The sequence below is a fragment of the uncultured Algibacter sp. genome (assembly GCF_947495925.1).
GTDB lineage: Bacteria > Bacteroidota > Bacteroidia > Flavobacteriales > Flavobacteriaceae > Algibacter_E.
In genome coordinates this window covers 1-18,691 of the sequence record NZ_CANMAU010000008.1, presented here as the reverse complement: position 1 = coordinate 18,691, position 18,691 = coordinate 1, and the positions used below count along the sequence as shown (strand labels likewise).

Genomic DNA, 18,691 nt, shown 5'->3' with positions numbered 1-18,691 from the left:
GGTTGATAACAGATAAAGGGCCATGAGGTTTTATATACGGTTGATAATTAGGTAATTAATTATATGTTTTGTTGCCCACAGTTATTTCTTTAGGGTTTTATAATACAAATTCCAGCTTCCTGAATTCGATTCCACAATATCTAACAGTCCATCGTTATTTAAATCACCAATTTCTATGTTATAAGTATCATCTTTTAAGTCCTCTCTCAAGCCAATTTCTATAAATGTTCCATTCTTTTGCCCTGAATGAACGTAATTTCGTTGTTCCGAATTTCCTTCAACAATGTCTAAATATCCGTCATTGTTTAAGTCTGCTACCTTAACGGATGAAGTTGAATATTCGGTTTTAAAATTAAAAACCCGTTTAAAATTCAAACTTTTTTCACCAAAATAAATATTGTTTTTAGAGTCTAAATTTCCTACTACAATATCCAAAAATCCATCCTTGTAAAAATCTCCAAAGTCAACAGAACGGGATTCATCTTCTTCGTTACCAAATTCTATTACTTTTGAAAAATTTTGCTTTCCATCATTCAAATATATTTTATTCTTACTTTGTCTTTCAGCTGTAATTAAGTCTAAAAAACCATCCTTATTTATATCTACTATTTTTGTTTGGATGGTTTGGTCTGAATGCATTCCAAAAGTGATTATTTTTTTAAAATTACCTTGTCCATCGTTCAAACAGATTTCATTTTCGGCTTTTCTGTTAGAAAGTATTAGGTCAAAATCTCCGTCATGGTCCATATCTGCTATTTCAAGATTTCGTGATGGTGATATTGAACCGAAAGAAATTTCTTTTTCAAAGTTTTGATTGATGGAGCCAAAATATATTTTGTTTGGAATTTTGTCATTGGCTACAGCAATATTCATAAATCCGTCTTTATTGAAATCTGCACTTTTTACAGCATAAGAAGCGTCAAGGAATTTCCCAATAGGTTGGACTAATTTAAAACCTCCCTTCCCATCATTGTAGAAAATATAATTTTGTTCAGCCCAATGTCTTCCATTAGCTACAAGCGCATCTAAATCTCCATCTTTGTAGACATCAGCTAGGGTTAATTGATGCTGTTCTATTTGATTGTGTTCCTATTGACAAAAACCCACTAAGCGATATTGATAAAAAAATAAGTATTAATAGTTTTTGCGTTTTTTGCATAGATTTTAATTTATTCGTTTATGAAGATGAGGTTTACTTTGTCGTCAAGGTTTGATTTAGATGGCTATAGATTTTTTCAAAGCGCTTAAAACGGTCTCGGTATATGACTAATTTTTAAAATCTAATAAAATTACTCCTCTTAAGATTTCCGCTATTCTCCTTACCGAAGTTGCTTTAGAAATGGTCGATGCAAATATGGGAATAATCTGCATGCCCAAATGGGCACTAAACTCATTTAAGTTGTCTGATGATTTTATTTCAACCTTTGAAGATGATTTTTCAAAGGTTTGAGTGGTTTAAAGTTTACAGGCTGATGGAACACATGCGCGAAATTATTTCATTGCTTTTTTAATTAGTTTAATTGCCCAATCGTAATGACTGGAAGTGTTTGAAATCAAATATGCACCGAGCGAGGTCGAACCGGTCCATTTATATCTTTTCTTTTCAAAGAGCTCTTCGTCTGTATGTTCTTTAATGACACGTTGGACTTGTTTATATGAATCATCGAATAAATTTTTGGCTGTTTGGAATTTAACATCTTTATGTTTTTCCCAAATTTTTCGATTTAATTCAGGAAGCGTTCTCCAAGTATAGCCTTTAGCTGGTATATCAGGTTTTTCTCCTTTCATTCCTATCTTGTACCAATCTAGCATCATTAAATGCCACTCGTGTAAATGAGCTAAAACATCTTTCGCGTTTCTATTTAGAGTTTCTGGAGGAAATTCTTTTTCTAGTTCCATGTTTGAATAAGAGCCTAAAAGCTTCAATAATTTTTCATAATTAGCTTGGCTTAATTCTAATAGTTCTTTTTTTGACTTAGGTCTTGGCATTTTCGTTGGTTTTACGTGCAGTTAATTGCTATATACGTCTTAAGCTAGCAATCTATATTACTTTTTTCAGTCGTAGATTCTAATTATTTCGCCATTTCCTTTTCCGTTTACACTTCTTACATATCCGTTGACTACTTTTTTCATTGGTATCGGATTATGTCCAGGAAAATAGTCTTTATACTTTCCGTAAGCATCTTCTACCATTCCGGAAGAAACAGCATTAACTCTAATTCCATTTTCAATTTCAAGTGCAACCGCTTTTACAAAACTATGTATTCCACCATTTACCATTGCAGCACTTGTAGTTTTTACAACCGGGTCGTCTGCCAAAATTCCTGTTGATAAAGTAATTGAACCATTTGGGTTTAAATAATTCTGACCAATGCGCACAAGGTTGACTTGTCCCATTAATTTACTTTTTAATCCAATGTAATAGTCTGCTTCAGAAAGTTTATTGAAATCGTCCCATTTTGCTTCTCCAGCGACACAAATTATAGCGTCCACTTTTCCAATCTTTTCAAACATTGACGTTATCGAAATACTATCAGCAATGTCAACAGTCACGCCTCCCTTTGTTCGTCCAACGATTAAAATTTCATTCTTATGCTTAAAATGTGAAACAACAGTTTTTCCTATTGTTCCGTTTCCTCCAATTATTAATATTTTCATTGTTTTAATTTTTAAGTTAAACATTTAGTTTATTACATTTCTCGTTTTTATTTCTTGACTTATAAATCGTTAATGTTGCAATCACACTCCAAAGTAAATTAGTTACAAATGGTGGAATTGCATTATAGTAATAACAATTTATAGCTATTAAAAGACCTCCGAGTAAGTTTAAATACTTGCCATAATCTAAATACTTTTTGTTTTCAATAAGGGTTAGGGCATAGGCAAGGATTATTAATCCTGAACCTGACCAACCTAAAATGTCAAATAATAATTTCATAGTTTGTTATATTGCGAAATGTCAATATGAGTAATCAAAATTTTTTTATGTTAGAAAATCCGTAAACTGTTTAATTGTCTTTTCGTTTCTTTTTAAGTAAGACCATTTACCGTGTCTTGTTGATATTAAAAGACCGCATTTTTCCATATTTGTCAAATATGTTGAAATTGTTGATTGTGATAACCCTGATTTTTCTTGAATATAGGTAACGCAAACACCATCATTAAAATGTTTTAATGTCTCGTGTGGTGGAAAATGTTTTTCTGGTTCTTTTAGCCATTCTAAAACCTGAAACCTTGTTTGGTTTGATAAACATTTTCCTATTTCAGTTGCTTTTTTTAAATTCATACAACAAACATATTGATAAATCTCGATATGTGAAAGTGAATTCGTGTTTTTGCTTGAAGTTCAATGTTTTTTTAGCTTGTTGCCAACGGTTTAGCCTATAGAAAGTTGCGTTTTTGAAAACGTAATTTTCTGATTTTTAAATTTAGTTATTTTGTTGGTTAGAAACATTCTATTTTAATGAATTAAGCAATTTTTTATAGCCATTGTTGGCAATAGTTTTTTGATAATTCTAATTATAGCCAAGAACTAATTCTCTGGCATATTTGAGCAGCAGACCAAGAAACTACAATAAGAAGTTGACTTTCATTGTGGTTGGACAAAAAAGAGTTTATATCTTTCTCCCCCATTGTGTAGGAAGCAAAACAAGATTTGTATATTATATTTAACACGTCTTTGTCTTTGGTTTCACATTCTTTTAACCATTGTGCAATAGTAGCGTTTAATTGTAGACCAAGTGATTCTCCATTCCAGCTGTTAATTTTTTGTAAAGCTATTTCTTTTGTTGAATCGCTTAAAAAAGAGCTCTCTTTCTCTAGATACTCGTACAAATTGTTAAAGGAGTTGCCAATTAATAGGTCTTGGTCAGCCCATTCTAGTGTATTTGGAAGTTCGTTGTATTCTTCTTTATCAACACGTTCCAATTTTATATTGAAAGCTTTCTTCATCATTGGAGTAGCCATTTTCCACATTAAGTTTCTTAAGCCAAATCTATTTGGTAAGGGAATTACAGATTCGTATAGAAATATGTTGGTAAGAATGTTTGTATAGGTAAACATTAGTACGGTTCCTATTATTTCGGTCTTATCTTCCTGATTGTATCCTAAGCTCTCATTTTTCAATATATTAGGATTGTATATATTCAGGGAGTACTTCGCAAGTTTTTTTGTATACGGATCTTTTATTAGGTCAAGGTTTTTCGTTCTGAAAGCTTGTTTTAATTCTTTATTTTCAAACTGAAGTAGTTCAGTATGTGATTCATAGCAGAAAGGACATTCGTTTGCATCAGAAACTCCAGCCGCAACGACATCTTTTAGTGTTCGACTTAAATCACCACTGAAATATGTAAATTTATTTATATCCCAATAGATAGATAAAAGCTTAGAATCTATAGAGTGTATTTTGTAAGGTGGTGCAATTGGCCCTGGAAGAGAGGATTTAATTTCTTGATAAACTTCTTTGAGAAGTTGGTCTCCTTTTTTTGATGATTTTGGGTTGATATATTTCATGCCTATCCTTTTATTTTACTATCTCCCGTTGGGTTAATATCAGAAAGAGGTTTGAGGAGAGAAGAGTCAAAGCCGTCAAATTTAAAATCGGTAACTATTAACTGATGTGCATGTTTCTTTATATTCTCCTTCGGAGAGTTGAGAAAGACTGTTTGCTTGTGAGGAATTAATATTCCATCAACTTCTTTGTAATCATCATATTTTATTGATCCATAAAAAGATCCAGAACCAGGGAATTTCAAGTAATTCTCGCGTAAAGAATAAATGGCATAATCTAGTAGTCCAGTTTTTTTATTGATTAGTAATTTGTACTGATCGTTTTCTTTGTGAGGTTCAACTTTATTCCAAGTTGCGAATACAATATTATAGTCATTTCCATTGAATGTAATCTCTCCACCATATTGAATAATTGGAACATCTTTTAAGCGGTCTAACATTTCAAAGAAATAGTGATATGCAGAAAGCCCAAACCTAACTTTTTTATTCATTTTAAGTTGATCAATTTCTCTTGGGCTCACCATTTCATAGTAATTCCAACTTTGTAAGCCAGCAGTAATACCTTCTCGCTTTCCATCAAGATAGGTAACTTGACTGTCGAATGAGCCGACTTCGTATTTGAAATTCATATTTGATTTAGCCTCAGGCCAAGGTTTTCCCATTTTCCCCATTAATCCTTTCCAAGTATCGGAACCATTGAATGAATATGTTTTATGTTCACTAAACTTGTTGAATCCATGTTTATACCAAGTCTCGTCAAGAATTTTCTTTCCTTTATTATAAGCTTCTGTTGATATACCATTATCTTTTATTGAATTGGTTCTCATATCAGCTATTTTACAACTACTTAAAAGGAGTGTTGCTATAATTAATAAAATGTGTGTGTTTTTCATGTTTTTTCGTTTTGTATGTACTAATCTATACATAATTTTTGTAAATTTTTTTATGCTTTTAATTTTTGTATTTCGTCATTTAGAAGTTGAATCATTATATCCGCACTATTGTTTAACCTTGCTTGTATAAAGGATCCATATAATATGGCCTGAAATTTCTTAGCAAGATCTATACTAGTTGCTTTTTTATGAAAAAAACCTTCGTTTTGCCCTTGTTGAATACATTCACTAGTAATAGAAAGTAATTTATCCAATTGGACTTTAGTAGTGTCTTTAAGATTAGTATTAATTCCAGCGCATTCAGTTGCAAACTTTTGTATCAAACATTCGCTTTCGAAATTTTTATTTTCTGATGAATCAGCTATTATTGAAACAAATTTTTCAAGTCTTTCTGCCGAATTACCACCTTGTTTATTCAATAAAATGGATGAATAGAAATGCTGTGAATTTTCACCGTATCTCTCTAAAACCTTAATCGCAAAACCTTCTTTATTTTTGAAATGATAATAAAAACTACTTCTAGGATAGTTACCGGATTTCAGTATTTCATCAGTTCCAGTTCCTGTATAGCCTTTTTTCTGAAAAAGGTCTGTTCCTGTTTGTAGTATGTTATTAAGGTTATGCTTCATATGATTGTACTAATCAGTACAAATATAGTGTTTAAATTTAGAAACACACAAACTTTACAGGGAAAAATGTTGTCAGGTTATTTTTGATAATAGATTTCTTTATCAGAAATTAATTCGTGTCGGTCTGTTTTTCTTGATTATGTTAATTGTTGCCAACGTTTGGTATAAAGTTACATATTTGTGAGGAACGAGTAAATATGAACTTTATATAGTGGTGTGTTTCCGTTATTTCTTTTTCTGTTTTTCAATTTGCTTTTTCTTAGCCTCTGATATTTCACCAGTTTCTGCATAAATCTTTAATTCTTCCAATACAATACCTACTTGCTTTATCATTTGGTTTTTTATAAGCCCACTCAAGAAGAAACCTGCAAATTTTTTCATATACATGGTTACATTCATTTCAATTTTAGATTGATTATTACCTATTTTTGTCACTCTCCAATGGTTATTAGCAAGTGTTATAAATCCAGGAGCTCCTTCGGTAAGGTTATAAGAGAGTTCCTTATTTTCATCACTAAACATAACGAGTTCTTCAATCACTTTTCCCTTTCCAAAATCTGTTTCACAGATTCTTGAAGAACAAGTGGCACCTTCAAATTGAGATTCACCTGTGCCATATGAGTGCTTTAATGTAGATGTCCACTCTGCAGTTTTGTCGAATTCTCTACAAATTGCCCAAAGTGAGTCCGCTGAAATATTTATAATTTCACTCTTTAGTGTCTTCTCAACAATCTTGTATTTTGGTTTTTGATTGGCCTCATCTTTTTCAAGTTCTTTAATTCTATCCTTTTTTGAGGGTGAAACATCTCCATTTTCGGCGTAATATTTTATGTCATATGCCAGTCCATCACCATTTTTATTTATTGCTTTTAACATAGGTTTTTTTAAGAAAAAGGCCTGAAATTTTTTCATATTCATCAGAGTTGTCGTTTTAAGTGCTGACTTGTGATGTCCGTGATCAACAACCTCATAATGTGTTTGGTTAGAAATAATAAACCTAGGGAATTTGGTGGAAGCAAATTTTATAATCCTATTAACAGGATCATAAAAAATCAAGTCTTCATGTGATTCATGATGACCTTTATAGTTCACAATGCTAACTCTCTTACTCCATAGAATACCTTCAAATTTTTCTGTTCCAAAAAACTTCGTACTGTCTAGCAATGTACTCCAAACAGAGATGTCAGGCTGGTTGATTATTTCCCAAAGTGAATCGGCCGATACATCTATTATTTCACTTGTTCTTACTGTTTTTATCTCAGTATATTTCTCTCCATTCTGTGCCATAACTTTCAAATTAATTGTTGCAATTGATAATGTGATTAACATTAAAATGTTTAGTCGCTTTATTTTCATGTTTTTATTTTTTGATAAAACAAAAGTATGCGACCAAGCAGGCATCAACTTGTCTAGAAAGTTTTATCTTTTGTCTGAGAAGTTTAATCTATACTCCGAGGGAGAAATTCCATATTTGGCTTTAAAAACTCGTGACATATGAGCCAGTGTTTTGAATTCGCAATCATAGGCAATGTTGCTGATTGAGTCATTAGAAAGATGAAGTAAATCGGCTACCTTTTCGATTCGTTTGCCAATTAAGTAGTTGTTTGGCGTATCGTTGTATATCTGTTTAAATGTCTTTTTGAAGGTAGATAAACTCTGATTTGTCAGTTGAGCCAGTTCTTCAATTCCGAGCGAAGAACAGATATGAGCATTTATAATTTCTTTGAAGTCGAATATTTTCTTTTTGTAAAGGTTTGTCATAATACCCAATACTTGCGGACTGTTCTCAGCATTGAGTAAATGGATTATTAGTTCCTTTAATTTAAGTTTAAGCAGCTCTTCAGAAGCCAATTCTGGATTATCAAAGAGCGTTACTAGACTATTGATGTACTGTTCCAATAATATACTGGTCTCAATCTTAGCTGAATTTATGGTAAGCTCATGGCTTGATGCTCTTGTGAATGGCGAAGAAGAATTATTATAAAGCTCCTCGAGTATGTCTTTATGAAACTTAACCACTATAGCTTGATATTCTGTTTTCCCTTCTACTGTTATTGTGCTAAACGTACTATTTCCACTTTTTGCGAGTACCGCCTGTTTCTGACTAAGACGTAGCTCTTCCGTTTCTGAATAATTAATGCATCCACCTTTCAAAATATATACGAATCCCGCTTCATCTTCAGGCATTGATGTGGCCATTTTGATGGGGTCGGACATTGTGACTAGATTGAACAATGGTTTACCGAATAGCTCTATTGTTTTTACTTCCATAATAGTGCAAACTTAAGGAGGAAACTTTATTTAGGTTTGTCTAAGAAGTTTTTTAATGAAACACAATGGTTTTGTATTTGAAAAGTAGTGGGATTTCACGCACTAACTTTTCCGTTTATAACTGAACTTAATTTTATATTTTATCTTTCGTTTAAACACTTAAACCGCTATTTTTTATAGGATACGTTGTTATGCCCTTTTATTTTCTTTTCATATTTTTTTAACGCTAAATAGTATCCTTCTTCGATTAACGGGAATAATTTATCAAAAGTTCCCTTTGTTGGATTTAAAATACAAATCCAACTCATCCAACCATAAATTGGATGAGGCATTATTTTATTAAGTTCTGAAAAGTCATAAGGCATATCAATTATTTGGCCTGCCTTTGGCCTTTTGGGTCTTTCTCCAAATAACCTAAAAAAGGTATCTTTTGATATTCCAATGTTCAATCTAAATATACCATTTCTATCAGTATTTGATGCTTTGTCATTTAAACTATCTTTTTCCTTGAAAGTCAACAGATAGACTCCCTTACTTAGTTTGTTTTCTGGATTGTAAAATAGTCCAACTTCTCCCCAATTTTTATTTAGGACAAGGCCGTCAAATTTTTCCTGAACCCTTTCAATTATGTCGTTTTTAGTCATACCTTTTTATTTGACATCAATTACAGGTTCAAGATGCATAAATTGCATAGTTTCTTGATTTATCATTCCAAAGAATTTTTGACAAGTTTCGCTTTTCAAAATTTCTTGTGCAGCATGTTCAGCTGATTTAAGGTCTGTCCAATAAACAATATCAGTCCATTTACCGTTTTTGTCCACTGCTAGCTTCCTTCCAATGTAGCCATCAATTTTTTCTGTTACAGGATTCACGGCTTTTGCTGCTGCTATCACTTCTGCTTTGGAATATTGAGGATAGGTATCAAAAATAACCAATTCTATTGTTCCTACTTTTTTACTTTGTTTGCTCATATTTGTTTTGTTCTGAGTATTACAGCTAATCAATACGATAACTATAATACCAATTAATAAATGCTTCATTTGATATATTGTAGTTTATGAGACAAATGTAAATGGGAGGAGTGACAACCCTATGTCAACTATACTTCAATAAATTTCTTGAAATAATCATTTAATGAGAAATCTTGCTGATAATCAAATGTTTCAGAAGTAATAAAGAGTGTTGAGATTCTATCTAATCTAAATTCACGTAGGTTGTTTCGTAAGCGACAGAATGCGACTAAAACCCAAGAACTGTCAGTGAAATAAATGGCAAGAGGTTCAATTTCACGAGTTGTATGTTCATCCTTGTAAATTGAGAAGTAATTGATTTTAAGAACATTCGAATTGGTAATTGACTTTTGAATTGAAGACAGCCAATTACTTCTGTTTTTTTCGTTTTTCGTTGAAGGCTCTATTCTATTCTCGAGTTTTGAAATTCCTTCTTTTTCAAAAGCCCTAAGAGTCGATTTTATTTTAATTAGTAAGGAATTGAAATCTTTAATCAAGGAAGTGTCTCCTTGGTTTAGAATTAATTTTTCTGAAACAATTAGAGCATTTGCTTCTTCTTGAGTAATCATTATTGGTGGTAATGAATATCCTTCAACAATAAAATATCCTGTACCATTTTCTGAACCTATTGGAACTCCAGATTCTTGTAGCGTTTTAATATCTCTATAAACAGTTCGTAAACTAATTTCAAATCTATTTGCAATTTCTTTTGCAGTTACTACTTTTTTAGATTGTAAATGAATTAAGATTGATGTGATTCGTGTTAGTCTATTCATTTTTCTGTATTGGCTACAAGGGATTTGTATAAGAATAGTTGCGTTTTCGAGAGAAGGATTTTCCGTAGTAGGTAAGAACTAGCAATTACTTCTAGCCATTGTTGTGTAGAGTTTTTTATTCTCTTAGTATATATTTAATTGCATCAGAATTAAATTCATCTGGTAAAAAATGTCCAGTATTATAGAATTTCAATTTTTTGTCTTTGATTTTTATATCGTTAAAAAATGCTTGTACTTCTTCTTCAGAATAGAATTCATCTTCAGTTCCCATAAACATAGTAATAGGTGCCTTTTGTAATAATGCGTTGTTTTTAGCTGATAGGCTCTCTACTTTTTTAGCATTTTCCTCATTCATTCCCAATTTTATAGACAACTTAAATAAATCTAGAGGGGCTATGCAAGCAACAACATGGTTTAATCTGTCGTCAACTGAATTTAATAGGATGGCTATATGTCCACCCATACTATAACCTAATACTTCAAAAATTGCTAAAGAATGTTCGGGTTTAGATTGTAAGTAGTCCATTAGAATTCTTAAATCCTTCACTGTAGAAAATAAAAAGTCATTTACTGTTTCATAATCTTGTGATGAAAAGAATTTTAACGGTGACCTAAAATTACCTTGATAACTTCTTTCTCCGTGATATTTTGCATCGGGTATAATAATAGAGTACCCCTTGAGAAGCAACGAGTCCTTTAAAATGGACAAGTTATTTGTAGGATAAATCAAATCCTCCTTACTGCTTGTACCACCATGAAGAATAAAAATATATTTGTTATTCTTTTGCTTTTTAGGTGTTATTAGATAGAACGGAACTTTAGAATCAAATCCATCTATGACTATTTTTTCGAATGTACAGCCATTGTAATCAAGAATTTTACTATCCACAATTGCATCGTTGAATTCTGTTTTAGGAGCATAATCAAATTGATGAGTTGATTCTTGTGAAAATGAAAGAGAAGAAATACTAATCACTCCAAATAAGATTACCCTTTTTAAAATTTTCATAATTATTTTGATTTAGCACACGAATTTCAATTCTACACAACGGTTTTGTATATGAAAAGTAGCAGATTTTTAAGCACTATTTTTCAGTTAGAAGCAAAGATAGCAGAAAAGAACCAAACTTTAGATTTAGCTCTTAACTGCTATTTTTTAACTCAGTTCTTTGTTAGCAATTGTTTTTATAAAAACTTAACTATTTAGATATCAGTTCAACTCCTTCTTGAACCTCTTTTTCCCATATTTTAAGTTTACCAATCAGTTTATATATCAAATCAGGATTATATGAACTAAGGTTATTACTTTCTTGTAAATCATTAGACAAATTATAAAGTTCGATTTTATCTCCGCTCTTACTTTTTATTCGAACCAACTTCCAGTCTCCACTTCTTATGAAACTTTTATTGCCAAAAGCAAAAAACACATCTCTGCTGGGTAAATTTGTCCTGTGTATTAAATTGTCTTTTATACTTATTCCATCTATGGATTCTGAACTGGGTTTTTGACCTATAAAATCCAATAATGTTGGCAAGACATCCATCGTAAGAACAGTTTGGTTATTAAGTGTCCCTTTTTTAATTTTATTAGGATAGCGTATAATAGCAGGTACTCGTGTTCCTCCCTCATAAACACCAGCTTTGTATCCTCTTAGGTCTCCATTATTACCATTACGATTAGCTCCGTTATCTGATAGAAAAATAACGATTGTATTTTTATACTGTCCTGTTTCTTTAAGCACTTGCATTATTTTTCCTATGCCTTCATCCATTACTTCGACCATTTCTTTGTAGATTGACGAAATACTATCACTGTGGACAGGTTCTGTGCCCGCGACCCCAACCTTTCTAAGTGCTTTATCTATACGTCTTTGATAAGGGCTATGTGGGGCTTCATGTGGAATATAAAGAAAGAACGGTTTGCCTGTTTTTTTGGGATTGTTTTCTTCTATGAATTTTACTCCATATTTAGTTATCAAATCAGTTGAGTAGCCCTCTTCATTTTCAATTTTAGTGCCTTTCCACCAATCAAGATAGCCCATAGGATCTATATGAGCATGATAATCAATCATTCCAGAAACAAACCCAGTATACTCATCGAATCCTTGTATTGTAGGGTTGAATTCTTTTGAATATCCCAAATGCCACTTCCCAAAAATGCCAGTATTATATTCATGTTTTTTCAACTCCTCTGCGATGGTAATTTCATTAAGGCTTAAACCAACTTCTCTATGGTTTTTAGCAGTGATAACTCCTCCTACACCAGTTCGCTGCTGATATTTACCCGTCATTAAGGCTGCCCTTGTTGGACTACAGACGGCACCATTTGAATGAAAATCCATGAATTTAACCCCTTCAGCTGCTAACAAATCTATATTCCGTGTTTTGACTGTAGTATTACCATAGCATGCGATGTCTCCATAGCCCAAGTCATCTGCCATAATTAACACTATGTTTGGCCTTAAATCTGAGATTTCATTTTTACTATTACAGGATAGGAACAAAACAGGTAGCAATAGTATAAATGTTATTTTTCTCATCTTTATATTTTTAATGTCTCGTCCTAAAATACGTCTACAGGTTATTGATTAAAACTAGGCTGCATTTAGGTGCACGTTATTAGGTATTTTATAGTCTAAAGATAAATGTAATCTTTTAGAGTTATATAATTTAATAGCATTTTTGGTTGCTCTTTTGGCCTCTTCCACACTATCAAAGGTTTGGTCGAGATAAAATTCATCTTTTAAGATGCCGTTTACGCGTTCAGCCATTGCATTTTCATAGCAATGATTTTCTTCAGTCATACTAATGTTAATCTTATTCCTTTTAAGAATTTGTGTGTATACATTGCTACAATACTGTATACCTCTGTCCGAATGATGTACGAGTCCCTTAATGTTTTTAGCTTGGTAAATGGCCTTATTAAGGGCTCTTACGCATCCTTTAAGTTCTAAGCTATCACTAAGATCATAACCAACGATTTTTCTGGAATGCATATCAGTTATTAAAGCCAGGTAACAAAAGCTTTTAACGGTTCTGATGTAGGTTATGTCAGATACCCAAACTTGGTTTGATCTATTGACTTCCATATCTTTTATCATATTATTATACTTATAAAAGCGATGATACGAATTGGTTGTTCTGGCACTGGTTTTCTTTCTCAGTGTAAGCATATTATGTTTTCTAAGGACTTTAAATAGGGTATCTCTACCAATTTTAAGGTTTGCTTTGTTGAACTCATTATCGAGAGACTTAACAAGTTTCCGTACGCCTTCTCTAGGAAGGGATTTACGTTTTTCACTGACTATGTTTATAATCTGTTGTTCAAGTTTTAAACGCATATCAGCTCTAGATTTGTATTTATAATACGCATCGCGTTTAAGCCCAAAACAATGGGTTATAGTTTGTAAAGAAGCAAATCCCTTAGCGTTTACTTTAGCTTTGATTAAGGCTTTATACTTAGCTTTTTTTTTAGTTCCGCCACAGATTTATAGCCAAGATCTTCGGCAGCTACTTCTAGATAGGAATCTAATACCAATGCATCAAGATCCTTTTTAAGAAGTAGTTTTTTAAGCTGTTCAATTTCTTTTTGAAGGGCTTTGATTCTGGATATTTCGTCTTTTGTTTCCACTTTTACTCTGGTGTTCATTAAGTCTTTACGATTATACTTTTTAATCCACTCATTAACGGTTGTAGGTGCAATAGAGTAGAGTTTACAAAGTTCGCTCTTTGTGTGTTTTCCGGTTGTAAGTTCGTCTAAAATTTTCAGTTTAAAAGGTTCTGAATACCGTCTGATTACTTTGTCATTTCTGTACATAATGTTTGAAATTATGTAGCCTTTATTCAGGACGGGTCAAAATGTTTTACAACGGTCTAGGCTATGAGTAGTTGCGTGGTTTAGCATATAACTTTGCAAGTACACACCAAGCTGAAAATCCGCGAGGATTTTCAGAAGTAGGCGAGAACAAGCAATTACTTATAGCCATTGTTGTGTGCAGTTTTTATTCGGTTATTCTTTTCTTTAAATCCATTCTTTCGTGCAATATTCTTGTAATTTCTACATAATTATTATCCAATGTTCTGTAGAATATTATGTGTCGATTTGCTTTTATTCCGAGAAGTTGCTTAGATATTCCTTCGTAGTTTTTTCCTAAATCTGGGTTTTCCGCAATTTCCTCACAGTTAGAAATCAGTCCATCGTAATATTTGTCAGCTTGTTTTTCAGACCAAACCTCAAATGTATAATCCCAAATCTTCGATAAATCCTCGACAGCTTTATTGGTCAGTTTATATTCAGCCATTCGAGTGCTTTTTCGCTTTCAAGGATTTCAAATGTTTTTTTGGGTCAAAATCGTGAGCAATTCCGCTGTCGATTCCTTCTTGAATTGCATTTTTTAGAGCAATAACTTTACTTTCCTCTTCCTCTAAAAGTCTTAGTCCTGCACGTATGACTTCACTAACGTTCTTAAACCTTCCTTCACTTATTCGGCTTTGAACGAATTGGTCAAAATAATTTCCGAGTGATATTGATGTGTTTTTGTTCATTTGACATAATTTTACTCAAATATACCAAAAATTGGTATTATAGCAAAATTTTCGTCAAATTGCACACAACGTTTATGTGTAAGGAACGTTGCGTGTTTGCTAGCTTCTGATTTTCCGAAGGAAAATCAGAAGCTAGCAAACAAAGCAATGACCAAACGGTTGAACTAAAATAGGCAATGTTTTTTACACGGTGTTGGCCTTAGTTATTTCTTTTTTAAACTCCTGTATTTTGTCATAATCCTCTATTTCTAACAGGTTCAAAAGCTGTAACCAATCAATAATACCTTGTCTGTGGTAGTGCGTTAATACTTCTTTAAAATGTTTAAGCCTTTCCGATTCAGTTTGTAAAAAATTGCATTTTATTTTTTTTCCATTTTTAAGAACTAAAAATAATTCATTGTCAAGTCCATTCGATAGGTGTGGTGCAAATTCGATGAGATAATTAACAAACATTCCTCGAATGTCATAGGCGTGTATAAAATCCAATTTAGCAATTTCGGAAACATTATAAACTACATCATTCAATTGTATTTGATCTTGTTGGAATATTAATTTACCATTATACTTGCCAATTTCTCTTTGGTATCGAAAAAAGGTGCTTATTAGTAATCCAATTATATAAACAGGCCAAAAAAATAATATGATAGTCTCCCAACCATCAAAATAAAAATCAAAAGAATGCTTTAAATAATGGATTATAAAAATTAGAATTGTCCAAGAAATGGCAATAATGTTTTCTGGAGAAATATAGATTCCTTTTTTCTTTTCAAATATTTTTAGACTTCTTGGGGTCATTTGTTAATTAAGGCCAACGGTCTCGTATAACCGTCAGTTACGGGTTAATATGCGTTAATTTTCGGTTTGGCACAAGCCTTAGCAATTCCGAGTGGATTCGGACGTAGTCGAATCCGCCGTAATTGCGGTATACATTGTTGCCCACAGTATTTTTTTAATCGAAATCATAATCGTCAAAATCTGATTCTCCTCCGCCACTATTTCTATATCGATAAGCTAGAATTCCGATTACTATAATTGTCAATATTATCGGAAAATATTCTCGCATTATTTTAAAAGTTTTTTTGGAACTTCATAACTCGCTGCATATAACAATTCCTTTCCACTTGCTTTAAATTCCGTAAATGCTTTTCTGTACCATTTTGGGTCAGTTGCAATAGTATCAAAGTCTTCAACAATCAGAACGCCATAAAAATCTCCATCAATCCAAGGTTCAATTCCGTAAATTCCAAGTCCATTTTTTTCTACTCGGTCAAGTACAATTTCAAAGTCAGATTCCGAGAAATAATAAATCGATTCAGAGTCGAATCCATCATTAAGATTTTCAAGTCCCTTGAACACATTAGCTTTTAAATATTCCAATTCTTTCATTCGGTCTTCTTCACTATAATTTGCTAATTCCAATTCCGCTTCCTCAAAAGTTTTCGGTTCAGTTTTCTTTTTTGAGTTACAACTCAACGTTAAAAGTCCGATTAATACTATTTGAAGCAGTTTTTTCATATTGTGGGCAACGGTTAGTATATGGTGCGTAGCCATCCCGAAGGGTGGCTATGCACTATATACCGTGTTGTATGTCGTTATTTTATTTCGACAACAACCAAATTAATTTTTCCTGTAAACTTAGTTTCTTCAGGTCCGTAACCAATTCCTTCGGCTACAGGTGTTTGATTGTCTAAGCCAACATCTGCTGTTTCATCTGCTGAAAACATATTGGGTTGCGTTTTTTCAATTCTTCCCTTTCCTGATGTGCCGTTTGAAACTTTAAGTTGGGCATCTCCACCTTTTCCATTTCCACCACCATCGTAATCAAAAGTGAAATTCAAAGTGTATTTTCCAGGTGTAAGATTGGATTCTGTGGTAATTACATAACGTTCTAATCCTAAGAAGTTGTAAGTAAACATAGGAACACCTTCTTTCATATATAAGCTCCATCCGCCAAATCGGCCTCCTTGAGATAGAATTACTCCGGTAGTATTCTCCTTAGATAATTCTATCTCTGCTTCTATGGTAAATGAACGGTTTTTGATATTGATAAAAGTATTTTCCATCATGCCTTCCATGCCTTCGTAAAGACTTAAAGATGTTCTTCCATTCATAATGTCAGGTCTTCCCGCAATAGCAGGGTTTGTACGCTCTACCACACGATCGTCAATAGGTAGAACATGGTACTTTTCAGCTTCGGCCATAAACAAGTCTTGCATCATTTTTAATCTTTCAGGGTACTTGGATGCTAAATTTTTAGTCAAACTAAAATCTTCTCTAACATTGTATAAATCCCAGACATCATCTTCTAATGGAGAGAAATCCCCCATTTCCCAAGGAGCCCTGTGAAGCGTTCTTGCAAACCAACCATCGTAATAAAGAGCTCTGTTTCCAAACAACTCAAAATATTGTATTGTATGTCTTTCTGCGGCATCTGCATCATTAAAAGAATAAGCAAAACTGGTTCCTTCAATAGGGGTTTGCGGCACACCATTTACAACTTTTGGTTCTGGCAATCCTGCCACTTCTAAAATAGTTGGCGCAATATCAATAGCATGCGTAAACTGGCCTCTAATTCCTTTTCCTTTTTTTACTTGATCAGGATAGTGAACAATCATACCCGTACGTGTTCCGCCAAAATCTGAAGCAATTTGTTTAGTCCAAGTAAATGGTGCATCAAATGCAACTGCCCAACCTGCTGCCATGTGTGGGAATGTGTTTGGTAAACCCCAGTCATCCATCAATGGAATAAGGTCTTCTACTTTTTCTTCTACAAAATTGAAATAGGTCATCTCGTTATACATTCCTACCATTCCACCTTCTGCACTGGTACCGTTATCACCAGCAACAAAAACAATCATCGTATTATCTAATTCTCCAATTTCATCAATGGCATCTACTAGTCTACCAATTTCATAATCCGTCATTTCTACAAATCCTGAAAACACTTCTGCTTGGCGAGCGAATAATTTTCTTTCATCATCTGATAATTTGTCCCAATCTTTAATAGCATCTGGTTTTGGTCCAAGGTTCGTGTTTTGAGGAATGATACCATTCGCCTTCATTTTTTTAACCGTTTCTTCTCTAACGGCATCCCAACCTTTGTCAAATTGACCTTTGTATTTGTCTGACCATTCTTTAGATACATGGTGAGGGGCGTGAACAGCACCTGTTGAGAAGTAAACAAAAAATGGTTTATCAGGTGTCATAGACTGTTGTGCTTTTACCCAGTTGATTGCCTGATTGGTCATATCTGTTGTAAAGTGATAATTTTCATCTTTTGGAGGATTCACTTTTTTTACACCATCAAAAATAAGTGGTGCCCATTGGTCAGTCTCGCCTCCAATAAATCCATAAAATTTATCAAATCCTTGACGTGTTGGCCATCGGTCGAATGGTCCAGAAACACTTGTTTCCCAAGCTGCAGTTTCGTGCCACTTACCAAATGCAGCGGTACTATATCCGTTTAATCTCATCGTTTCGGCCAAAGGAGCAACACTAGCAGGCAAAGCCCCAGTGTTACCCGGATATGCTGTAGAAGTTTCCATAATTGAACCTGTATTACAAGTGTGGTGATTTCTACCCGTTTTAATTGACATTCTTGTAGGTGAACATAAAGAAGTGGTGTTAAAATTATTGTAACGTAACCCACTATTAGATAACTTATCCATAGTTGGAGTTTTAATTGGGCCACCAAATGCAGAAGTTGCTCCCATACCTAAATCATCTATTAAAACGATTACAACATTAGGAGCATCTTTAGGAGCGTTCACTTGAAACCGCTCGGGTGGTGTGGTGTTCCGAGCATCAAGTTCGGTGTATCTTTTAGCCTCTGGTTCAACTATTGGGAGAATTTCCCGATTTAAATCTTGTGCATTTGATGAAACTGATATTAGAATCATCATTGCTAGTGTACTTAAAAAAGGTTTGTTTTTTTTCATAATTTTATTTTGATTAAGTGTTTTTCGTTTTTTTAATGGCATACAACGGTTACGTATAAGAATAGTGCGTAGTTTGAGTGCGAGGATTTTCCGAAGGAAAATCAGATGCAAGCAAACAAG

22 protein-coding genes are annotated in these 18,691 nt (G+C 33.1%); all 22 read right to left on the bottom strand.

Features of this window, described 5'->3' with window-relative positions:
- Nucleotides 1-81: 81 nt before the first annotated feature.
- The 22 genes from Q0857_RS16125 to Q0857_RS16020 all read right to left on the bottom strand — a co-directional run bounded on the left by Q0857_RS16125 (nt 82) and on the right by Q0857_RS16020 (nt 18,571).
- Nucleotides 82-1,077, bottom strand: coding sequence for a VCBS repeat-containing protein (locus Q0857_RS16125; RefSeq protein ID WP_298537755.1), 996 nt, complete (start codon nt 1,075-1,077; stop codon nt 82-84).
- Nucleotides 1,078-1,491: 414 nt separating this feature from the next.
- Complete coding sequence (locus tag Q0857_RS16120; RefSeq protein WP_298537696.1) at nt 1,492-1,989, bottom strand: ClbS/DfsB family four-helix bundle protein; 498 nt, start codon at nt 1,987-1,989, stop codon at nt 1,492-1,494.
- Between the two features lie 66 nt (nt 1,990-2,055).
- Nucleotides 2,056-2,658 (bottom strand): short chain dehydrogenase, encoded by a 603-nt coding sequence (locus Q0857_RS16115; RefSeq protein WP_298537694.1) that lies wholly within the window; start codon nt 2,656-2,658, stop codon nt 2,056-2,058.
- 16 nt (nt 2,659-2,674) lie between these two features.
- Entirely contained in the window at nt 2,675-2,938 is a 264-nt protein-coding gene (locus Q0857_RS16110) for a hypothetical protein (RefSeq protein WP_298537692.1), read from the bottom strand.
- Between the two features lie 45 nt (nt 2,939-2,983).
- Nucleotides 2,984-3,286: a helix-turn-helix transcriptional regulator gene (locus Q0857_RS16105; RefSeq protein ID WP_298537690.1), complete on the bottom strand. Its 303-nt coding sequence runs from the start codon at nt 3,284-3,286 to the stop codon at nt 2,984-2,986.
- Nucleotides 3,287-3,519: 233 nt separating this feature from the next.
- Nucleotides 3,520-4,512: a hypothetical protein gene (locus Q0857_RS16100; RefSeq protein WP_298537688.1), complete on the bottom strand. Its 993-nt coding sequence runs from the start codon at nt 4,510-4,512 to the stop codon at nt 3,520-3,522.
- A gap of 2 nt (nt 4,513-4,514) precedes the next feature.
- Nucleotides 4,515-5,402 (bottom strand): hypothetical protein, encoded by an 888-nt coding sequence (locus tag Q0857_RS16095; protein WP_298537685.1) that lies wholly within the window; start codon nt 5,400-5,402, stop codon nt 4,515-4,517.
- A gap of 50 nt (nt 5,403-5,452) precedes the next feature.
- Entirely contained in the window at nt 5,453-6,031 is a 579-nt protein-coding gene (locus Q0857_RS16090; protein ID WP_298537682.1) for a TetR/AcrR family transcriptional regulator, read from the bottom strand.
- A gap of 225 nt (nt 6,032-6,256) precedes the next feature.
- A complete protein-coding gene (locus tag Q0857_RS16085) occupies nt 6,257-7,387 on the bottom strand; it encodes an SRPBCC family protein (protein ID WP_298537679.1) in 1,131 nt (376 codons plus the stop codon).
- A gap of 63 nt (nt 7,388-7,450) precedes the next feature.
- Nucleotides 7,451-8,248 carry an AraC family transcriptional regulator gene (locus Q0857_RS16080; RefSeq protein ID WP_298537676.1) on the bottom strand — a complete coding sequence of 266 codons (798 nt, stop codon included), beginning with the start codon at nt 8,246-8,248 and terminating at the stop codon, nt 7,451-7,453.
- A gap of 221 nt (nt 8,249-8,469) precedes the next feature.
- Nucleotides 8,470-8,946 (bottom strand): DUF6194 family protein, encoded by a 477-nt coding sequence (locus Q0857_RS16075; RefSeq protein ID WP_298537673.1) that lies wholly within the window; start codon nt 8,944-8,946, stop codon nt 8,470-8,472.
- Between the two features lie 6 nt (nt 8,947-8,952).
- Complete coding sequence (locus Q0857_RS16070; protein ID WP_298537670.1) at nt 8,953-9,342, bottom strand: hypothetical protein; 390 nt, start codon at nt 9,340-9,342, stop codon at nt 8,953-8,955.
- Between the two features lie 59 nt (nt 9,343-9,401).
- Nucleotides 9,402-10,088 (bottom strand): YafY family protein, encoded by a 687-nt coding sequence (locus Q0857_RS16065; protein WP_298537668.1) that lies wholly within the window; start codon nt 10,086-10,088, stop codon nt 9,402-9,404.
- Nucleotides 10,089-10,203: 115 nt separating this feature from the next.
- Nucleotides 10,204-11,097 carry a dienelactone hydrolase family protein gene (locus tag Q0857_RS16060; RefSeq protein ID WP_298537666.1) on the bottom strand — a complete coding sequence of 298 codons (894 nt, stop codon included), beginning with the start codon at nt 11,095-11,097 and terminating at the stop codon, nt 10,204-10,206.
- Between the two features lie 190 nt (nt 11,098-11,287).
- On the bottom strand, nt 11,288-12,628 hold the full coding sequence (locus Q0857_RS16055) for a sulfatase-like hydrolase/transferase (RefSeq protein WP_298537663.1): 1,341 nt from the start codon (nt 12,626-12,628) through the stop codon (nt 11,288-11,290).
- A 54-nt stretch (nt 12,629-12,682) separates the two neighbouring features.
- Nucleotides 12,683-13,534: an IS3 family transposase gene (locus tag Q0857_RS16050; protein WP_298537753.1), complete on the bottom strand. Its 852-nt coding sequence runs from the start codon at nt 13,532-13,534 to the stop codon at nt 12,683-12,685.
- On the bottom strand, nt 13,534-13,905 hold the full coding sequence (locus Q0857_RS16045; protein WP_298537660.1) for a transposase: 372 nt from the start codon (nt 13,903-13,905) through the stop codon (nt 13,534-13,536). The genes Q0857_RS16050 and Q0857_RS16045 overlap by 1 nt, the downstream gene beginning before the upstream one ends.
- 184 nt (nt 13,906-14,089) lie before the next feature.
- Nucleotides 14,090-14,389, bottom strand: coding sequence for a type II toxin-antitoxin system RelE/ParE family toxin (locus Q0857_RS16040; RefSeq protein ID WP_298537657.1), 300 nt, complete (start codon nt 14,387-14,389; stop codon nt 14,090-14,092).
- Complete coding sequence (locus Q0857_RS16035) at nt 14,382-14,633, bottom strand: type II toxin-antitoxin system ParD family antitoxin (RefSeq protein WP_189362855.1); 252 nt, start codon at nt 14,631-14,633, stop codon at nt 14,382-14,384. Before Q0857_RS16035 ends, Q0857_RS16040 begins: the two co-directional genes overlap by 8 nt.
- A 183-nt stretch (nt 14,634-14,816) precedes the next feature.
- Entirely contained in the window at nt 14,817-15,428 is a 612-nt protein-coding gene (locus Q0857_RS16030) for a hypothetical protein (protein WP_298537650.1), read from the bottom strand.
- Nucleotides 15,429-15,695: 267 nt separating this feature from the next.
- Complete coding sequence (locus Q0857_RS16025) at nt 15,696-16,148, bottom strand: hypothetical protein (protein ID WP_298537647.1); 453 nt, start codon at nt 16,146-16,148, stop codon at nt 15,696-15,698.
- A 77-nt stretch (nt 16,149-16,225) separates the two neighbouring features.
- Complete coding sequence (locus tag Q0857_RS16020) at nt 16,226-18,571, bottom strand: arylsulfatase (RefSeq protein ID WP_298537644.1); 2,346 nt, start codon at nt 18,569-18,571, stop codon at nt 16,226-16,228.
- Between the last annotated feature and the right edge of the window lie 120 nt (nt 18,572-18,691).

Excerpts from the sequence above, each read along its gene's own strand:
- Q0857_RS16120 (WP_298537696.1), bottom strand. The coding sequence starts at position 1,989 with ATGCCAAGACCTAAGTCAAAAAAAGAACTATTAGAATTAAGCCAAGCT.
- Q0857_RS16115 (WP_298537694.1), bottom strand. The coding sequence starts at position 2,658 with ATGAAAATATTAATAATTGGAGGAAACGGAACAATAGGAAAAACTGTT.
- Q0857_RS16110 (WP_298537692.1), bottom strand. The coding sequence starts at position 2,938 with ATGAAATTATTATTTGACATTTTAGGTTGGTCAGGTTCAGGATTAATA.
- Q0857_RS16105 (WP_298537690.1), bottom strand. The coding sequence starts at position 3,286 with ATGAATTTAAAAAAAGCAACTGAAATAGGAAAATGTTTATCAAACCAA.
- Q0857_RS16100 (WP_298537688.1), bottom strand. The coding sequence starts at position 4,512 with ATGAAATATATCAACCCAAAATCATCAAAAAAAGGAGACCAACTTCTC.
- Q0857_RS16095 (WP_298537685.1), bottom strand. The coding sequence starts at position 5,402 with ATGAAAAACACACACATTTTATTAATTATAGCAACACTCCTTTTAAGT.
- Q0857_RS16090 (WP_298537682.1), bottom strand. The coding sequence starts at position 6,031 with ATGAAGCATAACCTTAATAACATACTACAAACAGGAACAGACCTTTTT.
- Q0857_RS16085 (WP_298537679.1), bottom strand. The coding sequence starts at position 7,387 with ATGAAAATAAAGCGACTAAACATTTTAATGTTAATCACATTATCAATT.
- Q0857_RS16080 (WP_298537676.1), bottom strand. The coding sequence starts at position 8,248 with ATGTCCGACCCCATCAAAATGGCCACATCAATGCCTGAAGATGAAGCG.
- Q0857_RS16075 (WP_298537673.1), bottom strand. The coding sequence starts at position 8,946 with ATGACTAAAAACGACATAATTGAAAGGGTTCAGGAAAAATTTGACGGC.
- Q0857_RS16070 (WP_298537670.1), bottom strand. The coding sequence starts at position 9,342 with ATGAAGCATTTATTAATTGGTATTATAGTTATCGTATTGATTAGCTGT.
- Q0857_RS16065 (WP_298537668.1), bottom strand. The coding sequence starts at position 10,088 with ATGAATAGACTAACACGAATCACATCAATCTTAATTCATTTACAATCT.
- Q0857_RS16060 (WP_298537666.1), bottom strand. The coding sequence starts at position 11,097 with ATGAAAATTTTAAAAAGGGTAATCTTATTTGGAGTGATTAGTATTTCT.
- Q0857_RS16055 (WP_298537663.1), bottom strand. The coding sequence starts at position 12,628 with ATGAGAAAAATAACATTTATACTATTGCTACCTGTTTTGTTCCTATCC.
- Q0857_RS16045 (WP_298537660.1), bottom strand. The coding sequence starts at position 13,905 with ATGTACAGAAATGACAAAGTAATCAGACGGTATTCAGAACCTTTTAAA.
- Q0857_RS16040 (WP_298537657.1), bottom strand. The coding sequence starts at position 14,389 with ATGGCTGAATATAAACTGACCAATAAAGCTGTCGAGGATTTATCGAAG.
- Q0857_RS16035 (WP_189362855.1), bottom strand. The coding sequence starts at position 14,633 with ATGAACAAAAACACATCAATATCACTCGGAAATTATTTTGACCAATTC.
- Q0857_RS16030 (WP_298537650.1), bottom strand. The coding sequence starts at position 15,428 with ATGACCCCAAGAAGTCTAAAAATATTTGAAAAGAAAAAAGGAATCTAT.
- Q0857_RS16025 (WP_298537647.1), bottom strand. The coding sequence starts at position 16,148 with ATGAAAAAACTGCTTCAAATAGTATTAATCGGACTTTTAACGTTGAGT.
- Q0857_RS16020 (WP_298537644.1), bottom strand. The coding sequence starts at position 18,571 with ATGAAAAAAAACAAACCTTTTTTAAGTACACTAGCAATGATGATTCTA.